At 71.9% G+C, this 23185-nt stretch carries 23 protein-coding genes and 5 tRNA genes; 9 read left to right on the top strand and 19 right to left on the bottom strand.

The genetic code is table 11. The features are described 5' to 3' along the window. Nucleotides 1-9: 9 nt before the first annotated feature. From DEJ27_RS09775 to DEJ27_RS09800, 6 genes are read right to left on the bottom strand one after another with little or no spacing between them, the layout of a single operon-like run. Nucleotides 10-696, bottom strand: a complete 687-nt coding sequence (locus DEJ27_RS09775) for a TetR/AcrR family transcriptional regulator (protein WP_110859952.1) — start codon at nt 694-696, stop codon at nt 10-12. Beyond that, the gene (locus DEJ27_RS09780; protein WP_111090842.1) at nt 693-2789 is read right to left on the bottom strand and encodes a CocE/NonD family hydrolase; all 2097 of its coding nucleotides are present in this window, start codon (nt 2787-2789) and stop codon (nt 693-695) included. The genes DEJ27_RS09775 and DEJ27_RS09780 overlap by 4 nt, the downstream gene beginning before the upstream one ends. Then, a complete protein-coding gene (locus tag DEJ27_RS09785; RefSeq protein WP_111090843.1) occupies nt 2786-4573 on the bottom strand; it encodes an ABC transporter ATP-binding protein in 1788 nt (595 codons plus the stop codon). The genes DEJ27_RS09780 and DEJ27_RS09785 overlap by 4 nt, the downstream gene beginning before the upstream one ends. After that, on the bottom strand, nt 4570-5457 hold the full coding sequence (locus tag DEJ27_RS09790) for an ABC transporter permease (protein ID WP_110859946.1): 888 nt from the start codon (nt 5455-5457) through the stop codon (nt 4570-4572). Before DEJ27_RS09790 ends, DEJ27_RS09785 begins: the two co-directional genes overlap by 4 nt. Then, nucleotides 5454-6482, bottom strand: a complete 1029-nt coding sequence (locus DEJ27_RS09795) for an ABC transporter permease (protein WP_110859944.1) — start codon at nt 6480-6482, stop codon at nt 5454-5456. Before DEJ27_RS09795 ends, DEJ27_RS09790 begins: the two co-directional genes overlap by 4 nt. Then, nucleotides 6479-8080, bottom strand: coding sequence for an ABC transporter substrate-binding protein (locus DEJ27_RS09800; RefSeq protein ID WP_110859942.1), 1602 nt, complete (start codon nt 8078-8080; stop codon nt 6479-6481). Before DEJ27_RS09800 ends, DEJ27_RS09795 begins: the two co-directional genes overlap by 4 nt. A 236-nt stretch (nt 8081-8316) precedes the next feature. Here DEJ27_RS09800 and DEJ27_RS09805 point away from each other — a divergent pair, with 236 nt between their 5' ends. From DEJ27_RS09805 to DEJ27_RS09815, 3 genes are read left to right on the top strand one after another with little or no spacing between them, the layout of a single operon-like run. After that, complete coding sequence (locus tag DEJ27_RS09805; protein ID WP_110859940.1) at nt 8317-8910, top strand: molybdopterin-dependent oxidoreductase; 594 nt, start codon at nt 8317-8319, stop codon at nt 8908-8910. Then, complete coding sequence (locus DEJ27_RS09810) at nt 8907-9698, top strand: ferredoxin reductase (RefSeq protein WP_110859938.1); 792 nt, start codon at nt 8907-8909, stop codon at nt 9696-9698. Before DEJ27_RS09805 ends, DEJ27_RS09810 begins: the two co-directional genes overlap by 4 nt. Next, the gene (locus tag DEJ27_RS09815; protein ID WP_110859936.1) at nt 9698-9967 is read left to right on the top strand and encodes a DUF6510 family protein; all 270 of its coding nucleotides are present in this window, start codon (nt 9698-9700) and stop codon (nt 9965-9967) included. The genes DEJ27_RS09810 and DEJ27_RS09815 overlap by 1 nt, the downstream gene beginning before the upstream one ends. A gap of 319 nt (nt 9968-10286) precedes the next feature. On the opposite strand, the gene DEJ27_RS09820 is transcribed toward DEJ27_RS09815, so the two are convergent. Beyond that, nucleotides 10287-10358, bottom strand: a tRNA-Gly gene (locus DEJ27_RS09820). Nucleotides 10359-10491: 133 nt separating this feature from the next. Here DEJ27_RS09820 and DEJ27_RS09825 point away from each other — a divergent pair. Continuing rightward, complete coding sequence (locus tag DEJ27_RS09825; RefSeq protein WP_110859934.1) at nt 10492-10698, top strand: hypothetical protein; 207 nt, start codon at nt 10492-10494, stop codon at nt 10696-10698. 54 nt (nt 10699-10752) lie between these two features. Here the strand turns inward: DEJ27_RS09825 and DEJ27_RS09830 are convergent, their stop codons facing one another. The 3 genes from DEJ27_RS09830 to DEJ27_RS09840 all read right to left on the bottom strand — a co-directional run bounded on the left by DEJ27_RS09830 (nt 10753) and on the right by DEJ27_RS09840 (nt 13012). Then, the gene (locus tag DEJ27_RS09830; RefSeq protein WP_111090844.1) at nt 10753-12135 is read right to left on the bottom strand and encodes a hypothetical protein; all 1383 of its coding nucleotides are present in this window, start codon (nt 12133-12135) and stop codon (nt 10753-10755) included. 65 nt (nt 12136-12200) lie between these two features. Beyond that, nucleotides 12201-12491 (bottom strand): hypothetical protein, encoded by a 291-nt coding sequence (locus DEJ27_RS09835; RefSeq protein WP_111090845.1) that lies wholly within the window; start codon nt 12489-12491, stop codon nt 12201-12203. Then, complete coding sequence (locus tag DEJ27_RS09840) at nt 12491-13012, bottom strand: HdeD family acid-resistance protein (protein WP_181430131.1); 522 nt, start codon at nt 13010-13012, stop codon at nt 12491-12493. The genes DEJ27_RS09835 and DEJ27_RS09840 overlap by 1 nt, the downstream gene beginning before the upstream one ends. A 338-nt stretch (nt 13013-13350) precedes the next feature. Between DEJ27_RS09840 and DEJ27_RS09845 the strand changes: the two genes are divergently transcribed. Together DEJ27_RS09845 and DEJ27_RS09850 are read left to right on the top strand one after the other, a co-directional pair. Further along, entirely contained in the window at nt 13351-14121 is a 771-nt protein-coding gene (locus DEJ27_RS09845) for an HpcH/HpaI aldolase/citrate lyase family protein (protein WP_111090847.1), read from the top strand. 136 nt (nt 14122-14257) lie between these two features. Beyond that, nucleotides 14258-15913 carry a catalase gene (locus DEJ27_RS09850; RefSeq protein WP_111090848.1) on the top strand — a complete coding sequence of 552 codons (1656 nt, stop codon included), beginning with the start codon at nt 14258-14260 and terminating at the stop codon, nt 15911-15913. A gap of 98 nt (nt 15914-16011) precedes the next feature. Here DEJ27_RS09850 and DEJ27_RS09855 read toward each other — a convergent pair whose 3' ends face one another. Next, a complete protein-coding gene (locus DEJ27_RS09855; protein WP_111090849.1) occupies nt 16012-17070 on the bottom strand; it encodes an NAD(P)-dependent alcohol dehydrogenase in 1059 nt (352 codons plus the stop codon). Between the two features lie 46 nt (nt 17071-17116). Between DEJ27_RS09855 and DEJ27_RS09860 the strand changes: the two genes are divergently transcribed. Then, nucleotides 17117-17692 (top strand): TetR family transcriptional regulator, encoded by a 576-nt coding sequence (locus tag DEJ27_RS09860; RefSeq protein ID WP_110859907.1) that lies wholly within the window; start codon nt 17117-17119, stop codon nt 17690-17692. 198 nt (nt 17693-17890) lie between these two features. On the opposite strand, the gene DEJ27_RS09870 is transcribed toward DEJ27_RS09860, so the two are convergent. The 3 genes from DEJ27_RS09870 to DEJ27_RS17750 form a co-directional block, all read right to left on the bottom strand. Next, complete coding sequence (locus tag DEJ27_RS09870; RefSeq protein ID WP_181420039.1) at nt 17891-18943, bottom strand: BLUF domain-containing protein; 1053 nt, start codon at nt 18941-18943, stop codon at nt 17891-17893. 248 nt (nt 18944-19191) lie between these two features. Next, nucleotides 19192-19686, bottom strand: a complete 495-nt coding sequence (locus tag DEJ27_RS09875; RefSeq protein WP_110859900.1) for a hypothetical protein — start codon at nt 19684-19686, stop codon at nt 19192-19194. A 76-nt stretch (nt 19687-19762) separates the two neighbouring features. After that, nucleotides 19763-19909 carry a hypothetical protein gene (locus DEJ27_RS17750; RefSeq protein WP_173033777.1) on the bottom strand — a complete coding sequence of 49 codons (147 nt, stop codon included), beginning with the start codon at nt 19907-19909 and terminating at the stop codon, nt 19763-19765. A gap of 73 nt (nt 19910-19982) precedes the next feature. On the opposite strand from DEJ27_RS17750, the gene DEJ27_RS09880 reads away from it, so the two are divergent. Beyond that, the gene (locus tag DEJ27_RS09880; RefSeq protein WP_220032934.1) at nt 19983-20165 is read left to right on the top strand and encodes a helix-hairpin-helix domain-containing protein; all 183 of its coding nucleotides are present in this window, start codon (nt 19983-19985) and stop codon (nt 20163-20165) included. Between the two features lie 10 nt (nt 20166-20175). Here the strand turns inward: DEJ27_RS09880 and DEJ27_RS09885 are convergent, their stop codons facing one another. From DEJ27_RS09885 to DEJ27_RS09905, 5 genes are all read right to left on the bottom strand, one after another. After that, complete coding sequence (locus tag DEJ27_RS09885; RefSeq protein WP_258369855.1) at nt 20176-21360, bottom strand: MFS transporter; 1185 nt, start codon at nt 21358-21360, stop codon at nt 20176-20178. 73 nt (nt 21361-21433) lie between these two features. Further along, on the bottom strand, nt 21434-22348 hold the full coding sequence (locus tag DEJ27_RS09890; RefSeq protein WP_111090850.1) for a helix-turn-helix transcriptional regulator: 915 nt from the start codon (nt 22346-22348) through the stop codon (nt 21434-21436). Between the two features lie 127 nt (nt 22349-22475). Further along, nucleotides 22476-22550: transfer RNA gene (locus DEJ27_RS09895), tRNA-Val, on the bottom strand. Nucleotides 22551-22597: 47 nt separating this feature from the next. Further along, nucleotides 22598-22671, bottom strand: a tRNA-Cys gene (locus tag DEJ27_RS09900). A gap of 82 nt (nt 22672-22753) precedes the next feature. Beyond that, nucleotides 22754-22825 (bottom strand) — tRNA-Gly (locus DEJ27_RS09905). 215 nt (nt 22826-23040) lie between these two features. Between DEJ27_RS09905 and DEJ27_RS09910 the strand changes: the two genes are divergently transcribed. Further along, a tRNA-Val gene (locus tag DEJ27_RS09910) sits at nt 23041-23113 on the top strand. Nucleotides 23114-23185 lie beyond the last annotated feature (72 nt).

Consider the following 23185-nt stretch of genomic DNA (forward strand, 5'->3'; position numbering starts at 1 on the left):
CTTACCTCATCACAAGGGGGAACGACCGGTTCCGGCGATGTCCACAGCGGGCACACTGAGTTCGTGCGACAGGAACCGCCACATCCACGACAGGGCGACCGTGTTCGTCAGCCCCGGGACGCCCTGGGCGATCTGGGTCGCGACGCCGTCGCTGTACGCGGCGAGCTGCAGCGCGACGGTGTCGGCGTCCACCGTGTCCCCGTGCCCGTCCCGTTCGCCGGCCCCGTCCGCGGTGGCCCCGAACACCCCGGCGTCCACCCCGCGCCGGATCACCCGCACCAGGCACGCCTCCCAGACGCGGATGCGTTCGGCGTACTCGGCGGCGACCTCGGGCCGCCGGACCACCGCGGTCCAGTAGTCGGACCAGATCCGCCAGTGCTGCCGGACCTGCTCGGTGTCGCCGAACAGCGGGGCCACGAGCATCCGCAGCCCCACCAGCACGTCGGGTTCGGCGTCGACGGCCGCGACGATGGCGCCGTAGAAGCGCTCGGTCTCGAGCACCACGACCTCGTTGAGGATCTCCGCGACGCTGCCGAAGTGGTAGGTCACGGTGCCGACGGAGACGCCGGCCTCGGCCGCGATGTCGCGCAGTCCGGTGGCACCGACGCCGTTCCGGACGATCACCGCGCGGGCGGCCTCGACGATCATCGCGCGTCGGACCTCCGGGCGCTGCCGGACGCGTGCGGCCGCGGTCATGCCGAGGTCCGCGGGACGTCCTCGACGAAGGTCCTCTCGGTGACGAGCACCTCGGGTTCGTCGGGTCCGCCATCGCGGGCCCAGGCGCGCACCGTGTTGACGACGTGGAAGGTGTCGGCGTCGGCGCTGACCTCGGACGTCGTCTCGAGGCGCGCGGCCCACTCCGGCTTCGTCAGCCCGATCGCCCAGCGGGAACTCGCCCGTGCGCTGGTCGGGTCGTCGGAGCGGATCCGGTACGTCTCGCGGGCGTCCTCGGTGAACACGAGGCCGTCCGGGTAGACGCGCCCGCCGCCGTACCCGGGGTCGACGTCGAGCGTCCACTCCCCCGTCTCGACGTCGTGCGTCACCGTGCGCTGCGGCAGCGGGTCGGCCGGCGCCACGGGTTCGATCACGAGGGGCTCGGACCGTTCGGGCCCGGCGAAGGCCACCCCGTCGTCGGTCGACCGGGTCCAGGTGGGCAGGGTGACGCTCGAGGCGGTCGGGTCGATCGTCACGGTGGCCTCGACACCGTGCGGCCACACCCACGGCCAGTAGGACGACGAGACCGCGATGCGCAGCCGGTGTCCGGCGGCGAACCGGTGTCCGGTCGAGACCAGGCGCACGGGCAGGTCGGCAGGCGTCCCGGGCACGAGCACGTCGTCGCGGTCCATCCCGTCGCGCTTGGCGGCGTTCAGCACCCCGCGCGTGACGAGCGTCGACGAGCCGTCCGGTGCGACGTCGCAGAGCCGGACGGTCAGGGTGGCCCGGGGTTGGTCGCTCGTGACGGACAACCGCACGAGCACGTTGCCGAGCAGGTCGAACGCCTTGCCGACGGGCAGGTCGAAGGTGACCGAACGGCCGTCCTCGGCGCGCTGGTCCGGCGGCAGGTCGGTGGCGTTGCCGAACGGGAAGAAACGCCCGGCGTCCACCCCGGTGTGCTGCGGCGACCGCACGACGACCGGTCCGAGGTCACCGCCCCGCAGTGCGGCGAGGGGCAGGACGCGCTCGTGGGTCGCGGCGGAGGGCCACGCCTCGGCACCGATCCAGCGACCGCGACGATCGGCGTAGTACGGCGCGGGGGCTTCGCCCTCGTTGATCCAGGCCCGCAGTGCGGGGTCGTCGTCGACGCCGGTGTCGACCCCGCGCAGCCAGCGGTCCCACCACCGCAGGGTCTCCTGCAGGAACCCGATCGACGGCCCCGGCGCGAGCCCGCGGTCCGGGTACTGGTGCGACCACGGGCCGATGATGCCCTTCACGGGGGCGCCGACGTGGTCGACGAGCCGGAGCACGGCGTCCCGGTAGGGGTCCGCCCAGCCGCCGACGGCGAGCACCGCGGCGCGGATGCCGTCGTAGTCCTCGGCGGCGCTGCCGTGCCGCCAGTAGTCGTCGCGTTCCTGGTGCGCCAGCCACACCGGCGTCAGCGGGCGGTTCGCCTCGAGGCGTTCCCGCCAGCGGTCGATCCACCCGGCGCCGACGACCTCGGGCCGGGGCGGCCGGGAGTTGAAGGCGAACATGGTCGCGCCCCAGGCCGCCATGTCGATGCCGAGCACGGCGCCGCCGACGTAGTGCACGTCGTTGTCGTACCGGTCGTCCGTCGAGCACACCGTCACGATGGCCTTGAGCGCGACGGGTGCCCGGGCCGCGAGCTGCAGCGCGTTGAAGCCGCCCCACGAGATGCCGAACATGCCGACGGCGCCCGTCGACCACGGTTGCTCGGCGAGCCAGGCGATCACGGCCTCGCCGTCGAGCAGCTCCTGCTCGCTGTACTCGTCGTCGAAGAACCCGTCGGACGACCCGGTGCCGCGGATGTCGACCCGCACCGAGGCGTACCCGTGCTGGGCGTACCAGGGGTGCCGCTCCGAGTCGCGCGGTGCGGTCCAGTCGTCGAGCCGGTACGGCAGGTACTCGAGCAGCACCGGCGTCGGACCGCCCGGCCCACCCGGCTGCGTCGGCGACTGCGACGGTGCCCAGATCCGGGCGTGCAGCCGCACGCCGTCGGGCATCGGGATCCACTCGTCGCGGACCGTCACGCCCGCGGGCAGCGAGCCGGGGTCGCCGATGGCGGTGAAGGTGGCGGCGGCGGTGCCGTGGTCGGTGCCGTCGTCGGTCGTCATGCGTCCTCCCAGTTGCGGGTGCGGTGTCCGTCGCCGTGGTCGGTCCAGCCGTCGGTGTGCCGCCAGCGCGGCACCCCGTCACCGACGTCGGGCAGGGTCGTGCTGCCGGGTTCGAGCGTCGCCGCGAGCAGCGTCGACGTGTACGGGTGGTTCGGGCCGGTGAACACCCGCTCGGTCGGTCCGATCTCGACGATGCGGCCACCGGTCATCACCGCGACCCGGTCGGCCACGCCCCGGACCACGGCGAGGTCGTGGCTGATGAACAGGCAGGCGAGGCCCCGCTCGCGCTGCAGGTCGGCGAGCAGCGCGAGGATCCCCGCCTGCACCTGCACGTCGAGCGCGGTGGTGATCTCGTCGGCGATCACGAGCGACGGCTCCGCGGCCAGTGCGCGGGCGATCCCGACGCGCTGGCGCTGCCCACCGGACAGCTGCGCGGGCAGTCGGTCGGCGAACTCCGGCCCGAGCCCGACCTGGCTGAGCAGGGCACCCACGCGCTCCCGCGAGGACGAGCCGCTGAACAACCGCAGCGGCCGCGCGACGGCCGCGCCCACGGTGCGCCGCGGGTTGAGCGACGTGTCCGCGTTCTGGAAGACGAGCTGCACGGCGCGCCGCAGGTCGGGCGCCCGTCCGGCGATCGGCTCGCGCAGGTCGCCGCGGGTCGTGCCGTCGTCGTACGTGAACGTCCCCGACTCGGCCGGCACCAGTCCGGCCAGCGCCGTCGCGAGCGTCGACTTGCCGCTGCCGGACTCGCCCACGACGGCGAGCGTCTCGTGCGCGGCGATCGTGAACGAGACGCCGTCGACGGCGGCCGGCAGACCGCGGCCGTAACGGATCACCAGGTCGTCCGCGGTCACCACGGGGCGGGCGGCGCGCTCGGGAGGTGCGGTGCGGGTGGCCGTGGAGCCGACCGTCCCGGGGACGGACGGGTCCAGGGCGTCGCGATCCCTCCCTCCAGGCCGTCGTCCGTCCGGCACCGCGGCCAGCAGGGCACGCGTGTACTCGTGCTGCGGAGCGGCGAAGAGCGCCGCCGTGGCGGCGTGCTCGACGACCTCGCCGTCGCGCATCACGGCGATCTCGTCCGCCATGGCGGACACCACCCCGAGGTCGTGGCTGACGAGCAGGACGGCCATGCCGAGCTGCCGACCGAGGTCGGCGACCAGGTCGAGGACCGCGGCCTGCGTGACGACGTCCAGGGCGGTGGTCGGTTCGTCGAGGACGAGCACGCGCGGCCGGGCGGCGACGGCCATCGCGATGGCGATGCGCTGCTGCTGCCCGCCGGACAACTGGTGCGGGTACCGGCGGACGATCGCGTCGGGGTCCGGCAGCCGGACCAGCCGGACCAGCTCGGCGACCCGTTCGGGGCCGTCGGGCTCGCCGTGGGCGCGGAGGGCCTCGCGGATCTGCTCACCGACGCGCATCGACGGGGTGAGTGCCTGCCCGGCGTTCTGGGCGACGACCGAGGCGGTGCCGCCGCGGAGCGCCCGGCGGCCGGCCGGCGACAGGGCGAAGACGTCGGCCCCGTCGACACGGACCGTCCCGGCGTCGATCGCCGACCCGGCGCGCAGGTGTGCCAGGAGCGTCCGCGCGATGGTGGACTTGCCGCTGCCGGACTCGCCGACCAGGCCGAGGGTGCGACCGGCCTCGATCGTGAACGAGACACCCCGGACGACGGGGACGCGTCGCTTGCCGGCGGCGTACGAGATGGACAGGTCGTCGACGCGGACGGTCGCGTCGGGCACGGTCGTCGTCGCGGCGGACGTCGTGCCGGTGTCGGTGCGGGTCATGCGCTGACTCCCTGCTTCGCACGGTCGACGCCGAGCGACTTGCTCAGCCCGTCGGCCGCGAGGTTCAGTCCGATCACCAGCGTGGCGAGTGCCACGATCGGGGCGAGCGTGCCGAGCGGCACCACGGTGAGCGCGGTGCGGTTCTCCTGCACCATCAGGCCCCAGTCCGGGGTCGGTGGATTCGCGCCGAAGCCCAGGAAGGACAGCGACGCGACGAGCAGCACGATCCACGAGGCCCGCATCGCGTACTCGACGAGCACGACGTCCAGCACGTTCGGCAGGATCTCGCGGAACACGATCGACAGCGGCCGCTCCCCCCGGGCGCGGGCCGCGGTGACGTAGTCCTGGGTGATCACGGTGCGGGCGGCGCCGCGGACGACCCGGGTCACCGCGGGGGCGTAGACGACCGTGACGGCGAGGACGATGACCCAGAGGCCGGCGTCGAAGACCGTCACGACGACCAGGAGCGCCAGGATCGACGGCACGCTGAGCAGGGCGTCGACGACGCGCATGACGACCTCGTCGAACCAGTTGTCGGCGTAGGCCGTGACGCAGCCGAGCACGGTGCCGACCGCGACGGCGATCGTGGTGGCGAGGAAGGTCACGGACAGCGCGTAGCGACCGCCGTTCAGGGTGCGGGAGAGCACGTCACGGCCGTACTGGTCGGTGCCGAGCCAGTGCGTCCACGTCGGACCGGCGAGCACGTCGCCGGCGTTCGTGGCGACCGGGTCGTGACCGGCGATGACCGGCGCGAGCAGGGCGAGGACGACGTGCAGGGCGATGAGGCCGAGGCCGATGCTCAGCGCCGTCGACCCGCGCAGGGGTGCGAGCGCGCCGGCGAGCACGTCGCGTCGGGCGCTGCGGCGGGGTGCGGTGGCGGTCATGCGGCGGCCTTCCTGGTGCTGCGGGCGCCGCGGGTGCGCGTGCGCGGTCGTCGCTGGCGGGTCCGCAGCTTCGGGTCGAGTGCGAGCGCGACGAGGTCGGCGGCCAGGTTGCACACGACGTAGATCAGGGCGCTCAGCAGGGCGATCGCCTCGATGGTGGGCAGGTCGCGGTTGAACACCGACTCGAGCATGAGCTTGCCCATCCCCGGGTAGTTGAAGACGTTCTCGACCACCACGACACCGCCGAGCAGCCACGCGACGTTGAGCGCGACGACGTTCAGCGTCGGGAGCAGGGCGCTCGGGACCGCGTGCTTCCAGACCACCCGGCGCATCGTCAGGCCCTTGAGCTCGGCCGTCGTGACGAACTCCGACGCCATCACGTCGATGGTCGACGAGCGGGCCGTCCGCACGATGTAGGCGGCCATCGCGAGGGTCAGCACGATGATCGGCAACCAGATGGTGGGCAGCAGCTCGGCGACGGGGGCGTCGCTCCCCCGCAGCACGACGGCGGGGAAGACCGGCAGGCCGATCGCGAACAGCAGCACCAGGACGGTGGCGACCATGAACTCCGGCACGCTCATCACGACCAGGCTGACGATCGAGATGACCCTGTCGCTCGGACGGCCGCGGCGGACACCGGCGACGACCCCGAGCGTCAGGGACACCGTGACGCCGACGAGCATCGCGGGCACGGCGACGAGCATGCTGTTCCGGAAGGCCGTGAACAGCGTCGGGGCGACCGGTTCGCCGCTGACGAGCGAGGTGCCGAAGTCGCCGTGCACCGCGCCGCCGAGCCACTGCAGGTAGCGGAGCCAGACGTTCTGGTCGAGGCCGAGGGTCTCGCGCAGCTGCTTGACGGCGTCGGGGGTGGCGTTCTGCCCGAGCAGCTGCTGGGCGACGTCGCCGGGGAGCGCCTGCACCGCGAGGAACACGAAGAGCGAGGCGAGCACTACGGTCAGCACGGCGATGCCGACCCGGCGGAGGACGGGGACGAGGACGTCCGACGGCGTGTTCGTGGTCGTCATCGGCGCAGTCCGATCCGCAGGTAGTCGAACTCGAAGCCGTACTCCGAGTAGTTCACGACGTCGCGGGACAACCCCACGAGCCGGTCGCCGAACATCGGCGTCATGTCGGCGCCGTCCTCGACGACGAGCCGCTGGGCGTCCTGGTACAGGGTGAGCCGCTTGGCGTCGTCCATCTCGGCGCGGGCGTCGTCGAGCAGCCCGTCGAAGGTCTCGTTCGACCAGGCGCTCTCGTTGTACGACGACCCCGAGCGGAAGATCTGGTTGAGCAGCTGGTCGATCGGCCGCCCCGTGAACCAGTAGCTCACCATGAGCGGCTTCTGCATCCAGATCTGCGTGTAGTACGAGTCCGAGCTCGCGTTGCGGACAGTCAGACGGATCCCCGCGTCGGCGACGGCGTCGCGGTAGGCGACGGCCATCGGGGTGAACACCGACTCGTAGCTCGACGTGTAGATCGCGGCGCGGAAGTCCTCACGCCCGGCCTGCTTGAGCAGCGCCCGGGCCTTGTCCGGGTCGTACTCGCGGTGGTCGTCGACGAACGCGGCGAGCTGCGGCGGCACGGGGTTGTCCCAGCCTGCCGAACCGGTGCCCTGCAGCGCGGTGTCGACGATCTTCCGGGGGTCGTAGGCGAGCTTCATCGCCTGGCGCACCCGCGGGTCGCTGAACTCGTCGCTCGTGGCGAGCATCGGGATCGTGTACCACTGGGCGTTCTTCGACCGGGCGACGGTGGCGCGGTCGGACGCCGAGACCACCCGGGCCGTCGCGAAGTCCAGGTTCGTCTGCGAGATCAGGTCGATCTGCCCGGCGAGCAGGGCGTTCACCCGCGCGGTGGTGTCCTGGATCGAGTAGAAGTCGATGCCGTCGAGCGCCGGGCGGCCGGCGAAGTGGTCCGGGAACGCCTCGACGCTGCCGGCACCGGCGGGGGTGAACGACGACAACCGGAACGGCCCCGTCCCGATCCCGGTGCGGCCGATGTCGGCGATGGCGTCGGCCGGCACGATGTAGCACTGGTAGGCGGTGAGCAGCGACGGGAACTCGGCGTTCGGCTTCGTCAGCGAGAAGCGCAGCGTGTACGGGTCGACGGCGCGCATCGAGTCGGCGTCCATGACCTCGCCGAGCACGCCGGCCTGCGGGCTGCCGGTCCTCTCGTCGAGGATGTGTCGGATGCTCGCGACGGCGTCGTCGGCGGTGAACCGGGACCCGTCGTGGAAGGTCACCCCCCGGCGGAGCGCGAAGGTCCACTCGGTGCCGTCGGTGTTCGCGGACCACTCCTCGGCCAGGTCCGGCACCGGGGTGCCCTGCTGGTCGAGCTTGACGAGCCGGTTGTACAGCGCGCCGAGGTACTCGTAGGCCGACAGCGAGCTCGCGGAGTCGAGGGTCTCGGCGGCGGACGCCGCGGGCCGTGCGATGCGTAGGCGACCACCGCGACGGGCGACGCCGGTGGCCGCGGCCTCGGGGATCGTGGGGGTGCCGGCGGACGCGCCGGAGCTGCATCCGGCGAGCGTGAGCAGGCCGAGGCCGGCCAGGCCGGCGGCGCCGGTGATGAGCGCCCGACGGCTCGGACCGTGGGCATTGCGGGGTTCGGGGACGATGGGCTGCATTCGGGGTGACCCCTCCTGTAATCGTTCCGGTGAACGATAGAGGTCCCGAGCCGATCCCCCAAGCCCGCTCCCGACGCACGGGCCACCACCGCGTCCGACCCGATCCGCGAGCCCGCGCGGATCCGCCGCCGCGCACGACCGTTCCGTCCACACGTGGAACGTTTACCAACCCGTTACACGGGCGCGCCCGGTTCGCGGCATGATCGGGAACGCACCGACGTCCGACGAGGAGGACCATGGCCACGTTCACCCGCGGGTTCGGCGGTCGACGCGACGACCGCGACGACACCCGCATCCCGCCCGGTCAGACCCTGGTCCGCGACTGGCCCGTCCTGTCCGCCGGAGCGACGCCCGACATCGAGCCGACCGACTGGGCCTTCTCGATCCGCACCGAGTCCGGCCTGCACCAGTGGACCTGGGACGAGGTGCGCGCGCTCGGCGTCGAGGACGTCACCGTCGACATCCACTGCGTCACGCACTGGACCAAGCTCGACATGCCCTGGCGGGGTGTCCCGCTCGACCGCCTGTTCGAGGACGTCGAGACCGAACTCGACTACTGCATGGTGCACAGCTACGGCGGTTACACGACCAACGTCCCGCTCGACGAGCTGCTCGACGGCAAGTCCTGGATCGCGTTCGAGGCCGACGGCGAGCCCCTGACGCCCGAGCACGGCGGGCCCGCCCGCCTGCTGGTGCCCCACCTGTACTTCTGGAAGAGCGCCAAGTGGGTGCGCGGCATCGTCATGCAGTCCGACGACGAGCCCGGCTTCTGGGAGAACGCGGGCTACAACCTGCACGGCGACCCGTGGAAGGAAGAGCGGTACTGGTGACGCTCCCCGACACCGGCCTGGAGGCACGGATCACCCCCGTCGCTCGTCCCGCCACGCGCAGGCGACCGGCCTGGCACGCCGCCACCGTCGCGTCGGTCGGCCGCGAGACGACGAACGCGCGCCGGATCGTCCTCGACGTCCCCACCTGGCCGGGCAACGACCCCGGGCAGCACCTGGACCTGCGGCTGACCGCCGAGGACGGCTACCAGGCACAGCGCTCGTACTCCATCGCATCGGCCGGCCCCGCGACCGACGTCGTGCTCGCGGTCGACCGGGTGGACGGTGGCGAGGTCTCGCCGTTCCTCGTCGACGCCGTCGAGGTCGGCGACGCGCTCGAGGTCCACGGCCCCCTGGGCGGCTGGTTCGTCTGGCGGCCGGGCGAGTCCAGCCGTCCGGTCCAGCTCATCGCCGGCGGCTCCGGCATCGTGCCGCTCGTCGCGATGGTGGCCGCCCACGCCGAGGCGGACGACCCAGCACCCTTCCGGCTCCTCGCGGCCGTCCGCACACCGGACGACGTGTTCTTCCGTGCGGAACTCGACCAGGCGCTCGCGAGCCGGGCACCGCTCGAGGTGACCCACGTGTACAGCCGCACCGCGCCTCCAGGCTCGTCCGTGCCGGCCGGCCGGCTGACGCGGGACGCGCTGGCTGCCGCGGTGTTCCCGCCGGACGCGGGTGCCGTGGTCTACGTGTGCGGGTCGACGCCGTTCGTCGAGCAGGTGCTGCGCTGGCTCACCGAGCTCGGACACGACACGAGTGACGTCCGCGCAGAACGGTTCGGGGGCAACTGATGGTCGTCGTGGACGGCAACGCGCTGGCCGGGACGCTGGCCGACAGCCTCGGTCCGGAGCCGACCGGCGTCACTCTGCGCTGCGCGGGGTGCGGTTCGCTCGGGGTGCTCGGGCAGACCACCGTCTACCGCACCGCGATGGGGTCGGTGGCGCGCTGTCGCGGGTGCGACACGGTGCTCGTCACGGTCGTCGAGTCCGGAGCCAGGCGGTGGGTGGGGTTGCCCGGCGCACGCACGATGTCGGCGGCAGTACCGGACGGCATCGAGTAACACAAGGCTTGAGCGGCGGGTCGTGCGGGTTCCTTGCGGGTTCCCGCAACCCTGGATCCGGTTCCCACCCGAACGGGGGACGGCTCCGGATACATCCTCGGAACTGCACCGGGCCACCCACCCGGCGCGTACCAGTGGGGGCAGGGTCGCCTCCGCGCCCGGTGGGCGCGGGTACCCGAAGCCTGCGCCCGCCGGGGCCCCACCCCTTCGTCGCCAGGCCGCCCGGGAACGACGGAACCCCCGCCGCTCTGGCGAGCGATCGGGGGTTCCGGTGGTGCTTCGTTGCTTTGTTCTCGTGTTCTTGGTCGTGTGAGACCCGAGCGGATGACGAGATTCGAACTCGCGACCCTCACCTTGGCAAGGTGATGCGCTACCACTGCGCCACATCCGCATTCCACACGCCGTGCCGGCCGTGCGGAGACGACTCTACCCGATGACTGGCGGCATCACCGGTTCCGGTCCGGTTCCGGGCGTGTCCGGCGCGGCGCGGGCCGTCCGTCAGGTCGACGGAGTTCTATCGGACCATGAGCTACGTGCACGACAATCCCGGCGGGGCCGAGGCCCACGGCGTCGACCTGGTCGACGGCGACGCCCCCGCGATCCGGATCCTGGTGCACGGCGACCTGCCGACCACGATCGAGCACGAGGGCCGCACCTGGCTCGCGACGGGCGACGCCCACGACGCGGGCGACGACGACACCCCGCCGATCGCGATCTACCGCCCGGTCTGAACCGGCGGGTCCGGCTGGGCTGACCGATCCGGGTGTGCCGGGTGCGCCGGGCCGTCAGTGGCCGCGGACGTCACCCGTCAGGATCGCGTGCTCGACACCCGCTGACAGCTCGTCGTGCAGGGCGTCCGCGAAGAACTCGCCGGCACCCAGGCTGATGAGGTGCGCGACCGCGGCCTGCGCGGCCGGGAACCCGGGCTCCCACTCGTCGTGCAGGAACGCGCGGACGTGTCCGGACTCGTGCACGACGACCACGCCGATGTGCTCGTGCCGGGTGCCGTCCTCGAGCACGGCGTCGAAGACGATGGGCTCCGTGTCCTCACCGAGCTCCTCGAGCAGGACGGTGCCGGTGCCCGGCCACTCCGTCCGGTACGGCGGCAGGTCGGGTGCGTGCAGGTGACCGGCGAGCTCGTCCGACGCCGACTCGATGTGCCCGGTGGACAGGTACTCGTCGACGACGTCGTGGATGCGGGCGTGCAGGTCCGGCTCGTACTGCCACCAGCGCTGGTGCACGGTGCGGAGCCACTCCTGGGTCGCGGCGTCGGCCGAGGCCGAGATCCCCACGAGCTGCGGTGCGGTCCCCGGTGACCCGACGACCTCGAGCTGTTCGTCGTGCGTCTCGACCGTGATCGACCCGGTGGTCTCGTCCGGGTGCACGCCGTGGACGTCCTCGGGCGCGGCGGCCCAGATGCTGGCGGGGAGCTTCGGCGGCAGGTCGAACGGCACCGCGATCGCCGGCTGCGTCATCGCGTGGTCGATCGCATCGCCGAGGTGCACCTCGTCCGACCGGGACCCCATCACGATGCCACCGGCCGGCGGCACGAGCGACAGGCGTTCCAGGTCGTCCGGCGCAGCGTTCATCGACGTGAGCACCGCGGTGTCGGCCCACTGCACGAACGCGCCGACTGACCGGTCGTCCTCGCCGAACGGCACGTCCCACACCGTCGGGTCCGTGAGCACCCACGATGCGGTGCGACCGGCCGGTCCGTGGCGGACGGCGTCGACGATCGCCGGCACCAGCCCGGGCAGCCCCTGGTACGCGGGACGGACCGTGAGCCGGTCGACGGCGAGCAGGTCGGGCTTGCCGAGCATCTCGGCGGCGTGGGTCTGCAGCGAGAAGAACGTCTCCCCCGTCGCGTCCTGCGCGGCGACGGCGGACGCGAAGGACCCGGCGACGTCGGAGACCTGGTAGCCGAGCACCAGCGCCTCGAGCGACTCCGGAGCACGGCTCGTGAACGCGGTGACCTCGGCGACGGAGACCGCCTCGGTCTCGTCGTCGTCGGTGATCGGGACGCGGACGTCGATCACCCACCGGTCGACGTCCTGCCCGGGGTAGGCGTCACCGTCCTCGTCCGAGATCGTGATGTGCACCAGGCGCAGGGAACCGTCCCAGGCGTCGTGGACGTGCTGGGCGATGGCGGCATCGGGGTCGTCGTTCACGGACGCAACGGTACCGGTGCGCCCGGCATGAGTGCGCCGGTGTGCCTCGCCGCGACGGTCGCCGCTCAGATCAGGGCGCGGGCGGCGAGCACGACGGCCGTTCCCCCGACGGTCAGCGCCGCGAGCACCGACAGCACCACCGCGACGGTGTCCCGCCGGGCCGGGGCACTCGAGCGGACGGCACCGGTGACGAGCTGCTGAGCCGCGGCCAGGGACGCTGCGCTCCCGAGCGGCCGGTCGTCCTGGTCGAACGCCAGGAACCGCTCACGGACGTGCAGCACGAGCCCCAGGCTGGTCCCGTGGTCGCGCGCCACCCACGACTTCGGTCCCTGTTGCTCCCAGCGGACGGCGAGCATCAGGGGCCAGGGACCGGAAGGCCGGCCCGCTGCGGACGCGGCCAGCTGAACGCGACGACGAGCTGCACGACACCGAACACGATGAGCACGCTCCCCACCGCGGCCACCGTCACCAGCGCGCCGAGACCTGGCAGGTTCATCACCAGGATGCCACTCAGCACACTGAGCACGGCGAGCACCACGGTCAACGGACGGCCGCCCACCCACGGTGCGTAGACGAGTGCGATGCCCTCGAGGATCCAGGCGATCCCGAGCAGCAGCGCAACCCACCGCGCCCCGATCGGCGGGAACACGATCGCGACGACGCCGCCGGCGAGCACCAGCGCCCCGAGGACCACCAGCCCGACCTGACGCCACCAGACCCGAGGGTGCACCTGGAGTCCCCGGACGATCAACGCCGCTCCCGACACGACGAGGTAGACCCCGAAGACCCACGACACAGCGAACAGCGTCGCGTGGGGCAGGACGATCGCAGCCAGTCCGGCGAACACGCCCACCGCGCCGACGATCCCGAACGCCAACCGGATTCGGTCGCCGCCCGGCGGGCGCGAGCCCGTCCGCCGACCGACGCCACCTTCGTCACGCATGTCCGTCCGACCTCCCTGCAGGTCCCGACTGGTGCTGTGGTGCTGGTTGGTGCTGGCGACCTGTGACCGCCCGTGCAGTGCGTCCTGCGCACAGGACTACACCCGAAGGTGAGCAGTTGTCCATGTCCCATGCGTGCGCATGAGGCCATGCCTCCCCGGACCGGGCCTGGCCGGACCGGCGGACGGGCGACGAGCGCTCCGTGGACGGTAGCCTGACGCGCCGGACGACGAATTACCGGCGATCGCGACGGTAGACCAGACGGAGGACCACGGTGCCAGCACTCGGAGACGGCCGCGCCGACGGCGTGTGGTGCACGCTCGGCGAACCCCGGACCACCGCGCAGATCGCGCAGAACGGGTTCGCCTGGCTCGGCCTCGACGCCCAGCACGGCGCCTTCGACGACGCCACGCTCCTGGCGACGATGCCGGCGCTCGCCGCGGTCGCACCGCAGGTCCCCGTCGCCGTCCGGGTCGCCGAGGGCTCGGACGCAGCGATCGGCCGTGCGCTCGACCTCGGCGCCGACATCGTGATCGTCCCGATGATCGAGACCGTCGAGCAGGCCGAGCACGCCGTCCGTGCCGCGCACTACCCGCCGCGGGGCCGACGGAGCTGGGGGCCGATGGCGGGCATCTGGGGCGGCGCGGCACCGTCCGCAGCCGCTGCCGACCCCGAGGTGTGGGTGATGCTCGAGACACCCGAGGGCCTCCGTGCCGCCGAGCAGATCCTGGCGGTGCCGGGCGTCACGGCGGTGTTCGTCGGCCCCTTCGACCTGTCGATCGGGCTGGGCATCGGGCTGAATGCACTGCTCGCAGCCGACGACCACGCTGACGGCCACCACCGCCCGGCCGCACTCCCCGCGATCGTCGCCGCAGCCCGCCGCGCCGGCAAGCGCACCGGCGCCTTCGCCGGCGACCTGGCCCGCGCCGAACGGCTCCGCGCGTTCGGGTTCGACCGCGTCGCCGTCGTCACCGACGGGACCCTGCTCGCCCACGGTGCGGCCGCGGTGCTCGGCTCCGCGGCCGCCGGTCGCACCTCGTACTGACGTGTCGTCAGCGGCGACCGCGCCAGCGAGCGGTCCTCGTCCGCGTCCTCGGCACCGCTGAGAGGGCGTGCCCGCGCCCCGGTCCACACTCGGTCGGGAACCCGAGCCGACCGCGACCGCAGAGAGGACGAGACCCGTGACCGACGTCTCCAGCCAACCGCCCGCCGAGGGCGACGACCGCCGCATCCTGACGAACCGCCAGGGCCACCCCGTCTACGACAACCAGAACCAGCGCACCGTCGGGGCCCGTGGCCCGGCGACGCTCGAGAACTACCAGTTCCTCGAGAAGATCAGCCACTTCGACCGCGAACGGATCCCGGAGCGGGTCGTGCACGCCCGCGGTGCCGTCGCGTTCGGGTACTTCGAGGCCACCGGCACGTGGGGTGACGAACCCATCTCGCAGTACACCCGCGCGAAACTGTTCCAGGAGCCGGGCAAGCGCACCGACCTGGCGATCCGGTTCTCCACCGTGATCGGCGGACGTGACTCCTCCGAGGCCGCCCGCGACCCGCGCGGCTTCGCCGTGAAGTTCTACACCGAGGACGGCAACTGGGACCTCGTGGGCAACAACCTCGGCGTCTTCTTCATCCGCGACGCCATCAAGTTCCCCGACGTCATCCACTCCCTCAAGCCCGACCCGGTGACCTTCCGGCAGGAGCCGGCGCGCATCTTCGACTTCATGTCGCAGACCCCCGAGTCGATGCACATGCTCGTCAACCTGTTCAGCCCACGCGGCATCCCCGCGAACTACCGAACCCAGCAGGGCTTCGGCGTCAACACCTACAAGTGGGTGAACGCGGACGGCGACACTAAGCTCGTCAAGTACCACTGGATCCCGTCGGTGGGCGTGTCCTCGATGACCGAGGCCGACGCCGCCGCCGTGCAGGCCGGCGACCTCGGGCACGCGTCGAAGGACCTGTACGAGGCGATCGAGCGCGGTGAGTACCCCGAGTGGGAGCTCCGCGTGCAGCTCATGGACGACCACGAGCACCCGGAGCTCGACTTCGACCCGCTCGACGACACGAAGGTGTGGCCGGAGAACGAGTTCCCGCCCGAGCCCGTCGGCAAGATGGTCCTGAACCGCAACGTCACGAACCACTTCGCCGAGAACGAGCAGCTGTCCTTCGGCACCGGCGTGCTCGTCGACGGCCTGGACTTCTCCGACGACAAGATGCTCGTCGGCCGCACGTTCTCGTACTCGGACACGCAGCGCTACCGCGTCGGCCCGAACTACCTGCAGCTGCCGGTGAACGCACCGAAGAACGGCAACGTCGCGACCAACCAGCGCGACGGGCAGATGGCGTACCACCAGGACCACGGTGGCGAGAACCCGCACGTCAACTACGAGCCGTCGATCACCGGTGGCCTGCGCGAGGCGGAGTACCCGACCCACGACGACCAGGGGCCGGAGATCGTCGGGCGCCTCACGCGCAAGCGGATCCCCCGGACGAACGACTACACCCAGGCCGGCCAGCGGTACCTGCTCCTGCAGGACTGGGAGCGCGACGACCTCGTCGCGAACTTCGTCGACCTCATCTCGCAGGCCGCCCGTCCGGTGCAGGAGCGCATGCTCTGGCACTTCTACATGGTCGAGGACGACCTGGGTCGTCGCGTGGGCGAGGGGCTCGGCATCACCCTCGACGAGGTGCGGGACCTGCCCCCGCTGCAGTCCCAGACGCTCAGCGACGACGAGCTCGCCCGCCTGGCGAACCTCGGCCACAACGGCTCTCGCGACGTCGAGGGCCTGATGATGACGCACTGCGTCCCGGACGAACGCGCCGTGCGCGTCTGAGACGCGACCCCAGGTCGGACGGGAGGCCCGGTGCCAGCTGGCACCGGGCCTCCCGTCCGTCCGAGGCGGAGACCGAAGCGTCCGCTCGCCACCCGGGGTCAGGCCGGTTCCGGCACGTCGAGGTCACGCAGGTCGAGCACGAAGCGGTATCGAACGTCTCCGCGCGCCAGGCGCTCGACGGCCGTGGCGACGGCGGCGGCGGGCAGGACCTCGACGTCCGCGACGATGCCGTGCTCGCCGCAGAAGTCGAGCAGGTCCTGGGTCCAGCGATGGCCACCGCTGCCCGCCGACGCCAGCCGCTTGCGGCCGATCAGCAGGTCGGTCGTCGCGATCGTCACGGGGCCGAGGTGTCCGAGGTTGAAGAGCGTGCCGTCGAGGTCGAGCACCCCGAGGTACGGGCCCAGGTCGTGCTCGACGGCGACGGTGTCGAGGACGACGTCGAGGGAGCCGCGTGCGGCCTGCATCGCCGCCGCGTCGGTCGAGACCACGACGTGGTCGGCCCCGAGCCGCTCGGCGTCCGCGGCCTTGGCCGGCGTCGTGGTGAACGCGGTGACCTCGGCACCGAGCGCTCGCGCGAGCCGGACCGCGAGGTGCCCCAGACCGCCGATCCCGACCACGCCGAGGCGGGTCCCCGGGCCGACCCCGACGGAACGCATCGGTTCCCAGACCGTGATGCCGGCGCACATCAGGGGCGCCACGGACGCCGGGTCCAGCGCGGCCGGACGGTGGTACACGAACCGGTCCCGCACGACGTACCGGCCGGCCCAGGCACCGGCCGTGACGGAGCCGTCGACGCGGTCCCGCCCCGCGTACGTCAGCGTCGGGAACTCGACGCAGAAGTTCTCCTGCCCGCGGCGGCACATCGCGCAGGTGCCGCACGAGTCGACGACGTTGCCGACCGCGACCGGGTCCCCGGCGCGGAAGTCGGTGACCGCCGTGCCGACGGCCACGACCTCTCCGACGAACTCGTGGCCCGGCACGATCGGGAACGTCCCGCCCTGCTCCGGCGGCGTGGCGAGGGCGTGCAGGTCGCTGTGGCAGACCCCGCAGAACGTCACGCGGACGTCGACGTCATCGGGACGGAGGTCGCGGCGGAGGAGCGGGACCGGGTGGAGGGGATCGTGGAGCGCGTCGGACATGAGTGCGGTGGTGAGCATGGGCCCGATACTACCTACTAGTTGGTAGCCACGTAGGATCGGTGGCGTGAGCACCGCAGACGACACCCGCGCCCGCATCCTCGACGCGGCGACCACGGAGTTCGCGGCGCACGGCATCGCGGGCGCCCGGGTAGACCGCATCGCCGAGCGTTCCGGCATGAGCAAGCCGATGATCTACACGTACTTCGGCGGCAAGAGCACGCTCTTCGACGCCGTCTTCCGCGCCCACGTCCTCGGCAACGGCGACCGCGTGCCGTTCGACGCCGCCGACCTGCCCGGGTACGCGGCACGGTTGTACGACGACTACCTGGCCGACCCGGCGCTCGTGCGACTGCTCATGTGGAAGCGCCTCGAGCAGGACGGCGCCGGGTACCTGTACCCGGGGTTCGAGGAGCACGACGAGCAGCACCTGCGCGAGATCGCGGCCGAACAGCGCGCCGGACGGGTGCGCGACGACCTCGAGCCGGTTGACCTCTGGGCACTGCTCATCGCCAGTGCGGCGACCTGGGCCCAGGGCTCCATCACCGTGGTCGCGACTGCCGAGGACCCGCCCGCCGAACACGATCGGCGGCGGAGTGCCCTCGTCCACTACGTCCACGGGGCGGTGCGGCCACCGGCGTGAGCCTCGATCACCGGAGCGCGGAGGTATCCTCGGCGTCCCTCGACCTCGACTCTGAGCACCGGCCGTCGATCGCTACCCTGACCGTGCGGGGAACGGTGATGACGTCTCGACGCTGCTCCGGCCACGGGTTCGCACCCGACGGTGCCGAGTCGGCGTTCGGGCCCGTCCCGCGGACCGTCCGCCTGGTTCGCTGAAGCGTCAGCCCACGGCCGGCGCCGAGATGTCCCACACGGTGGTCTCCTCGTACTGCTCCGACCAGCCGCGGCGCATCCGTGCAGCGGCGCGGTCGAACGCGTCGACGACGTCGGTGTCCGGCGTCAGGAGCGCCTGCAGGCGGATGCCGTCGTAGAGGGCGAGCAGCTGCTGCGCCCCGCGGATCGGGTCCATCGTCGCCGGTTCGCGACCGGCGCGGACGTCCTCCTGCAGCGCGGTGCGGACGGTCTCGCGGAACTGCAGGTACGCGGACCGGTAGTAGTCGGCGCCGTCCGTCGACGGGTCGGTCGAGATGGCGAGCGTCGCGGCGATGAGCCGCATGAGGGACGGGTCCTCGGCGTGGGCGGAGAGCAGCGCGTGCAGGAACGCCACCGTGCCCTTCTCGCCGGCGAGGGGCAGCAGCGGTGCCGACACCGCACGGGTCCACCGCATCACCGCGGCGGCCAGCAGTGCGTGTTCCGAGGGGAAGAGCTCGAGGATCTCGGCCTGCCGCATCCCCGCCCGGGACGCGACGCCCTCGAGTGAGAAGCGTGACAGTCCCCCGTCGTGGATGACCGCGATCGCACCGTTGACCGCCCGCGTACGCGGCACCGCTTCGTCGGCGGCGTTCTGGTTCGTCAGCGGTGCCAGCGGGTGCTTCCGGAACCAGTCCAGGAGTGCGCGAGCGCGGGAGGCCCCGAACGCCGGATCAGTCGGGAGAGCCGGGCTGAACAGGTCGCTGAACCCCGGAACGTCGTGCATCAGGGGGTCGAGGGACTGGAACGCCATCGACCAGTCCGGGAACGAGCGCCGGGTGATCGGCTCGTCGAGCAGCACCCGGACGTTCGTGTGCCTCGGGTCGGCCCGGACCTGGTCGAAGCGCTCCCGGACGACGTCGTCCTCGCCCTCGATGATCCCGATGCAGTTGTCGTCGCGGTGCGCGAGCATGCCGGTGACGCCGAGCCGGGTGTTCTTCTCGCGACCGACCGCCAGGATCTGGGCGAGTTCCGAATCCGTGATCGGACGGGTCTGGGTGCTGGTGTAGACGAGCGATCGCATGGTGCTGCTTCCTGGTCGGACGGTCCCCCGGCGTGTGTGGGAGGCGCCGCCGTGTCGAACCCGAATCGACTCGACGGCACCTCGCGGTCGCCGTAACCAGCGGCGACCACCTTCACTGCGACACAAGACGGTCCGTGGCTGCTCGGCACCCGGAGGATGCCGACCTCTGAATGCAACCATCCGGCTGTGTCCGGCGGTACCCCCACAATGGGGAACGCGCGTTCTCCGGCTGTTCCCCGGGGTTCGCTTCAGTGCGCGCGGTCGCCCGACGGGGGCGTCTCGACGATGCGTTCGCCCGTCGTCGGGTCCCAGCCGATGGTGCGGGGTTCCACTGCTCGCGGGCGTCGCTCCTCGAGCGGGAAGAACGGTCGAGCGCTGGGCAGGTAGCTGAGCACCGCTGCGACGACGATGCACACGGCATCGACGAGGCCCCAGTCCGCGCCGTCCGTGGCGATGGTGAACACTGCGCTGCAGGCAGTCAGCCCGGCGATGATCGCGAGCCAGAGTCGCGCGTTCCCGGAGCCTCGTCCCATCCGCGTCGCCAGCCACACGAACAGCGCCGACCAGGCGAGGACGAAGAGCAGTCCGATCGAAGCCCCGATGATCGCGCCACCGGCTTCGCGCAGGGAAACGGCGATGCCGGGCGCTGCGGCCACGAGGCGGATGATGACGGACGCCCACCAGAGCGCCACGGCGATCGTGACGACCCGCGGTCGTGTGCGCTGTGCGGTCTGCTGTTCCATCAGGTGCTCCCCCGTCGTTCCGCCGGATGCGGCTCGACGATCCTACGGTGACGGCGCGGAACCGCGGTCTCGCCGCCTAGGGGCGGTAGTCCTCACGACGTGGTGGGACCTGCGCCGCATGCGAATCCGTGAACGGCTTCGCGCCCCGCATCCCGCCCATCGTCTTCGCGACCGTCGTGAGCAACCAGCCCAGTCCTCGTGCCACGGTGCTCAGGATCCTCATGGTGCCCCCTCGTCGGTCCCGACCTGCGTGGTCGTCCGTTTGCCACGCTACCGCCGACACGTACGGTTGGCGTATGGACGCAACCGATCTCCCGCGCATCGGAGCACCGGCGACGAGGGCGCTCCATGGCGCCGGGGTGCACACGCTCGCCGACGTCCGCCGGGTGGGTGTCGACGAACTCTCGCGCCTGCACGGAGTCGGACCGACGGCACTCCGACGACTCGAGGAAGCGCTCGAGGCCGAAACGGGCCACTGATTCCGGTGGGCTACGTGTCCTGCCGAGCAGCGGCCGTCGACGGCAACCGCGATGCCACGAGCGTCCCGACCAGCGCCACGACCGCGAACGCTGCGAACCCGAAGGGCAGCGCGATCGCGCTGCCGACACCGCCGACGACGAGCGGGCCGACGGCGTCCCCGGTCTCGCGCCCGAGCTCCGCAGAGCCCATGGTCCGCCCGAGCCGGTCCGGCGGAGTCGTCCCGGCGAGGTGCGCGAACGCGACCGGCGTCAACGTCGCGACACCGGCCCCGGCGAGCAGCGCCGCGATGAAGACCGCCACCGCGGACGGCGCGACGGCGACGACCAGGAAGGCAGCAGCGACCGCGGCTGTCCCGGCCACACCTGCCACTCCGGTACCGAGGCGCCCGGCGTCGTGCAGTCGACCGGCGACCGGCTGCACGAGCGACGAGGTCACCGCGAGGACGGCGACCGCGAGCGTCGACACCAGGAGCGGGGTACCGACCTGGGTGCCGAGCGCCGGGAGCATGCCGGTGAGTGCGCCGATCGCCGCACTGCCCACGGCCAGCACGACGACCGGGATCAGGAACTGGCGGTCGGTGGCCGCGCGGACCATGACGGCGAGCGTGGCCCGCTGCCGGGGCAGGGGCACGATCGGCTCGACGGCGACGAGCACCGCGACCGCCGTCACGAGAGCCATCACGACCAGGATCCCGAAGAGCCACTGCGTGCTGCCGAACTGCACCACGAGTGCACCGATGACCGGTCCCCCGGCGTAGCCGAGACCCTTCCACGAGCCGTACCGACCGAAGTACGTCCCGCGACGGTGCGCCGGCACGAGGCGGGCGACCGCGGCGGACGACGCCGGCGAGAACGCTGAGGCGCCGGCACCCTGCAGCAGGCGGGCGAGCCCGAGCCAGAACGGTCCGGTTCCGAACACGCCGACGAGCGAGGCCGCCGCGAACACGACCAGTCCGCCGACGATCACCGGTCGCGGGCCGATGCGGTCGGACAGTGCGCCGAAGACCGGCTTGAGGACGAGTTCGGCGACGTCGTACAGCGCCAGGAAGAGCCCCAGCCACGCGAGCGTCAGACCGAGTTCGAGGTGCTCGCCGCCGACCGCCGCCGCGATGCCGTTCGCCCCGAAGGCGGTGACGAACCCCGCGGCGTACAGCGGAGCGAGCCGAGGGGGCGTGGTCGTCGACGGGGCGGTCACGTGACCACCCTTGCGGACGGCGGGCCAGACCGCCAGCGACGGTCGGTGCGTGCGCCGCCGACGACCGACCTGGTCAGTGCGTCCGGTGACCGTCCGTGCCGTACATCTCACGTCGAAGGCGGCTGAACCGTCCCTGGTTGCTGAACCCCCACTTCGCCGCGACGTCCTTGATCAGCTTCGACTCATCGTCGAGGAGTTCCCGGTGCGCCTCGGCGAGCCGGGCGCGGCGCAGGTAGGTCATCGGCGTCATGTCGAGTTGCCGACGGAAGGTCGACTGGAGTCCGCGGGAAGACACCCGTGCCGCCGCCGCCACGTCCTCGAGGGTGATCGGGTCGCTCAGGTGCGAGTCCATGTACGCGGCGGCCCGCCGGACCGTCGCCGCCCCCGCCCCGGTGCCGGCCAAGACCCGCGTGACGGTCTCGAACGGCAGTGCCCAGGTCGCGACGCTGAGCAGGTAGTCGAACGCGGCGGTGCGGACCAGCTCGTTCCGGAACGCGGATTCCACCCGGACGACGTTCTGGTGGACGTGGGAGACCGCCTGTGCCCAGACGTCGGCACGTTCCGGGATCGGCCGGTGGCCGTGGAGCCGGAGGACGCCGGTGTCGGCTCCCTCGGCACGGACGGCGTGCTGTACGAGCGAGGACTCCGGCATGTTGACGACGAGCAGCTCCGAACCGTCGTACTCGGCGACGGTCTCCTCCTGACCGAAGAGCACGCCGCCGACCTCTCCGCCGTCACCGTGCTCGGTCCGGAGTCCGCCGCCGAGTCGGGTGGCCGAGGTGAAGACCCCCGCCGGCTCGACGGTCACCTGCGCGTGGAAGCCCATCGAGAGGCGCGCGATGCTCAGTCGGTCGTCGCCGCGGATGTCCGCGCGGAACCGCACCCGGCCACGCGGCGGCTCGAGGCGCACCTTCGGGTACATCGCTCCGAGTACTTCACTCACCGCGTCGAAGTCGACGGTGTCCTGCTGCAGCATCATCACGGTCATGCGGTGGTCGTTCTCCCAACAGCCTGCTCGGCTCCGAGCATCCCCACGCTAGCCCACAGCCGCTGGCACGATCCACGAACGACGAAACCCCCGACCGGACCTGGTGGTCCTGCCGGGGGCTTCGTGGTGGTGGGCGATACTGGGATCGAACCAGTGACCTCTTCCGTGTCAGGGAAGCGCGCTACCGCTGCGCCAATCGCCCAAGTCCCTGCGTGGACCGGAGTCCATCAAGGTCTTGGAGGGTGGATCTGGAGGTGGGGACGGGATTCGAACCCGCGTGGACGGCTTTGCAGGCCGCTGCCTAGCCTCTCGGCCACCCCACCATCGAGGTTCACGTCTCCGTGAGTACCCGAACGGTGGGATACCCTCTGGTGAGTCGCGGGCCTTCGAAAAGACCCACACTCGAGCGGATGACGAGATTCGAACTCGCGACCCTCACCTTGGCAAGGTGATGCGCTACCACTGCGCCACATCCGCACTTGTCGTTCCGCTGTCGCGGCGACGACGTAAACTCTATACGCACCGGGGCAGTTCCACCAAAATCCTCCCCGTTCACCGGGCGTGTCCCCCGAGTTCATGCGGATCGGGGCGGTTCGACGCCCCCTGGGGCGAGCGCGCCACACCCGGGCCGCGCGATGTGTTCGATGCACCGCCGGACTTCCGCTAGTATCGATCCGCACGAACAGTGCAGGGGGCGATTGGCGCAGTTGGTAGCGCGCTTCGTTCACACCGAAGAGGTCATCAGTTCGAGTCTGGTATCGCCCACGTAGCAACACGAACACCACCGACAAGAGCCCGACGCAGCAGCGTCGGGCTCTTGTCATCTCATCAGGCCCC

The organism is Curtobacterium sp. MCPF17_018, from assembly GCF_003234135.1.
In the GTDB taxonomy this organism is placed as follows: domain Bacteria; phylum Actinomycetota; class Actinomycetes; order Actinomycetales; family Microbacteriaceae; genus Curtobacterium; species Curtobacterium flaccumfaciens.

Excerpts from the sequence above, each read along its gene's own strand:
- DEJ27_RS09795 (WP_110859944.1), bottom strand. The coding sequence starts at position 6,482 with ATGACGACCACGAACACGCCGTCGGACGTCCTCGTCCCCGTCCTCCGC.
- DEJ27_RS09825 (WP_110859934.1), top strand. The coding sequence starts at position 10,492 with ATGAGCTACGTGCACGACAATCCCGGCGGGGCCGAGGCCCACGGCGTC.
- DEJ27_RS09800 (WP_110859942.1), bottom strand. The coding sequence starts at position 8,080 with ATGCAGCCCATCGTCCCCGAACCCCGCAATGCCCACGGTCCGAGCCGT.
- DEJ27_RS09890 (WP_111090850.1), bottom strand. The coding sequence starts at position 22,348 with ATGACCGTGATGATGCTGCAGCAGGACACCGTCGACTTCGACGCGGTG.
- DEJ27_RS09880 (WP_220032934.1), top strand. The coding sequence starts at position 19,983 with ATGGACGCAACCGATCTCCCGCGCATCGGAGCACCGGCGACGAGGGCG.
- DEJ27_RS09805 (WP_110859940.1), top strand. The coding sequence starts at position 8,317 with ATGGCCACGTTCACCCGCGGGTTCGGCGGTCGACGCGACGACCGCGAC.
- DEJ27_RS09855 (WP_111090849.1), bottom strand. The coding sequence starts at position 17,070 with ATGCTCACCACCGCACTCATGTCCGACGCGCTCCACGATCCCCTCCAC.
- DEJ27_RS09790 (WP_110859946.1), bottom strand. The coding sequence starts at position 5,457 with ATGACCGCCACCGCACCCCGCCGCAGCGCCCGACGCGACGTGCTCGCC.
- DEJ27_RS09775 (WP_110859952.1), bottom strand. The coding sequence starts at position 696 with ATGACCGCGGCCGCACGCGTCCGGCAGCGCCCGGAGGTCCGACGCGCG.
- DEJ27_RS09780 (WP_111090842.1), bottom strand. The coding sequence starts at position 2,789 with ATGACGACCGACGACGGCACCGACCACGGCACCGCCGCCGCCACCTTC.
- DEJ27_RS09870 (WP_181420039.1), bottom strand. The coding sequence starts at position 18,943 with ATGCGATCGCTCGTCTACACCAGCACCCAGACCCGTCCGATCACGGAT.
- DEJ27_RS09815 (WP_110859936.1), top strand. The coding sequence starts at position 9,698 with ATGGTCGTCGTGGACGGCAACGCGCTGGCCGGGACGCTGGCCGACAGC.
- DEJ27_RS09835 (WP_111090845.1), bottom strand. The coding sequence starts at position 12,491 with ATGCTCGCCGTCCGCTGGGAGCAACAGGGACCGAAGTCGTGGGTGGCG.
- DEJ27_RS09785 (WP_111090843.1), bottom strand. The coding sequence starts at position 4,573 with ATGACCCGCACCGACACCGGCACGACGTCCGCCGCGACGACGACCGTG.
- DEJ27_RS17750 (WP_173033777.1), bottom strand. The coding sequence starts at position 19,909 with ATGAGGATCCTGAGCACCGTGGCACGAGGACTGGGCTGGTTGCTCACG.
- DEJ27_RS09875 (WP_110859900.1), bottom strand. The coding sequence starts at position 19,686 with ATGGAACAGCAGACCGCACAGCGCACACGACCGCGGGTCGTCACGATC.